General features: G+C 69.7%; 3 protein-coding genes and 1 pseudogene. 3 read left to right on the top strand and 1 reads right to left on the bottom strand.

Going from position 1 to position 1,729, the window contains the following annotated elements:
* The 3 genes and pseudogenes from G7A99_RS19140 to msrA all read left to right on the top strand — a co-directional run.
* Positions 1-360 (top strand): annotated as a pseudogene (locus tag G7A99_RS19140) (NUDIX hydrolase); the annotation flags it as partial.
* A 148-nt stretch (positions 361-508) separates the two neighbouring features.
* Positions 509-949 (top strand): PAS domain-containing protein, encoded by a 441-nt coding sequence (locus tag G7A99_RS19145; RefSeq protein WP_163143196.1) that lies wholly within the window; start codon positions 509-511, stop codon positions 947-949.
* Between the two features lie 23 nt (positions 950-972).
* On the top strand, positions 973-1,521 hold the full coding sequence (gene msrA, locus G7A99_RS19150) for a peptide-methionine (S)-S-oxide reductase MsrA (RefSeq protein WP_163143199.1): 549 nt from the start codon (positions 973-975) through the stop codon (positions 1,519-1,521).
* On the opposite strand, the gene G7A99_RS19155 is transcribed toward msrA, so the two are convergent.
* Positions 1,499-1,729, bottom strand: a 231-nt coding sequence (locus tag G7A99_RS19155; protein ID WP_163143202.1) for an MFS transporter, incomplete at its 5' end; no start/stop codon positions are given. The two genes, msrA and G7A99_RS19155, sit on opposite strands and share 23 nt — an antisense overlap.

The raw sequence follows: 1,729 nt of genomic DNA on the forward strand, positions 1-1,729 counted from the left end.
CCCGCCGGCTACCTGGAGCTGCACGAGAGCACCGAGGACGGCGCCCGCCGCGAGGCCATGGAGGAGGCGAACGCCGCACTGGCACTCGACGGGCTGCTCGCGATCTACAACCTCGTGCATATCAACCAGGTACAGATGATCTACCGCGCACGGCTGCTCGACCCCGCCGTCGCCGCCGGCCCCGAGTCCCAGGCCGTCGGCCTGTTCGTCTGGAGCGAGATCCCCTGGCAGGCGCTGGCCTTCCCGTCGGTGCGCTGGGCGCTGGAGCACGAGCGCGCCGCCGCCCGGACCCCGGTATGGCTGCCCGCCGGCAATCCGGAACCGTCGGGCGGGCACGGCGGACCGCACGACGTCGGCTGAGCCGGTACCCCGGCGCACGCCCGGGCAGCACGGACCGTTCAGGTCCGGGACGCTGCCGGGCGCGGCACGGCGCGCCTGCCGCAGGGTGGCGTTACCTGTAACCGGCTTAGTAAGCTAAGCGGCAGGTGACTTGGTACAGGGCAATGGAATGGCGGACGTGGACAGCCTCGACCCGGTGCTCCTCCAGCGACTGCTGGACGCCTCGAACGACGGCATTGTCGTTGCCGAGCAGGAGGGGGACGATCATATCCTCATCTACGTGAACGAGGCATTCGAGCGGCTGACAGGCTACCACCGCGACGAGATCCTGTTCCGGGACTGCCGCTTCCTCCAGAACGAGGACCGGGACCAGCCCGGACTGGCGACGCTGCGCGCCGCAATGGCGGCGGACAAGCCCTGCCGCGTCGTGCTCCGCAACTACCGCAAGGACGGTTCGCTGTTCTACAACGAGCTCTCCATCACCCCGGTGTTCAACGACGACGACCGGCTTACCTACTTCATCGGCATCCAGAAGGACGTCACGGCACAGGTCGAGGCGGAGCGCGAGGTCGAGCGCCTGCGCCGCGAGCTCGAGCGACGGGCGTCCTGACCCGGCGGATACGGAGCAGCCCCATGAGCGAGACGGACGATACGGCCCTGGCGACCCTTGGCGGCGGCTGTTTCTGGTGCCTGGAGGCCGTGTTCCAGGAGCTGCCGGGCGTGCAGTCGGTCACCTCCGGCTACGCCGGCGGCGACACCGATGCCCCCACCTACGAGGCGGTCTGCCGGGGCGACACCGGCCACGCGGAGGTGGTGCAGATCGCCTACGACCCCTCGGCGGTGACCTACCGGGAGCTGCTGGGCGTGTTCTTCGCCGTCCACGATCCGACTACCCTCAACCGCCAGGGCCACGACGTCGGCCCGCAGTACCGCTCCGTCATCCTCTACCACGACGACGACCAGAAGGCCGACGCCGAGGCCGCGATCGCCGAGCTGGAACGCGAGGGGGTCTTCGCCGACCCGGTCGTTACCGAGGTGGTGCCGCTGACCCGCTTCCACCCGGCGGAGGACTACCACCAGAACTACTTCCGCAACCATCCGGAGCAGGGCTACTGTCAGGTGGTCATCGCCCCCAAGCTGGCGGCATTCCGCCGGCGCTTCAGCACGCGCCCCGGGCGCTGACGCGGGCGTAGCGCTGGCTCAGCACCAGCCCGGCGAGCGCGACCACGGCGATCACCGCGACCGTCGAGGTCCAGCCCCAGCGCTCATAAACCAGCCCGGGCAGGTACGAACCCAGCACCCCGCCGAGGTAGTACGAGGAGACGTAGAGCCCGTTGATCATGCCCCGGTGCGGGCTCTGCGAGCGGTTGACCTCGGCGGAGGCGATGGA

It is taken from the genome of Arhodomonas sp. KWT (assembly GCF_010993615.1).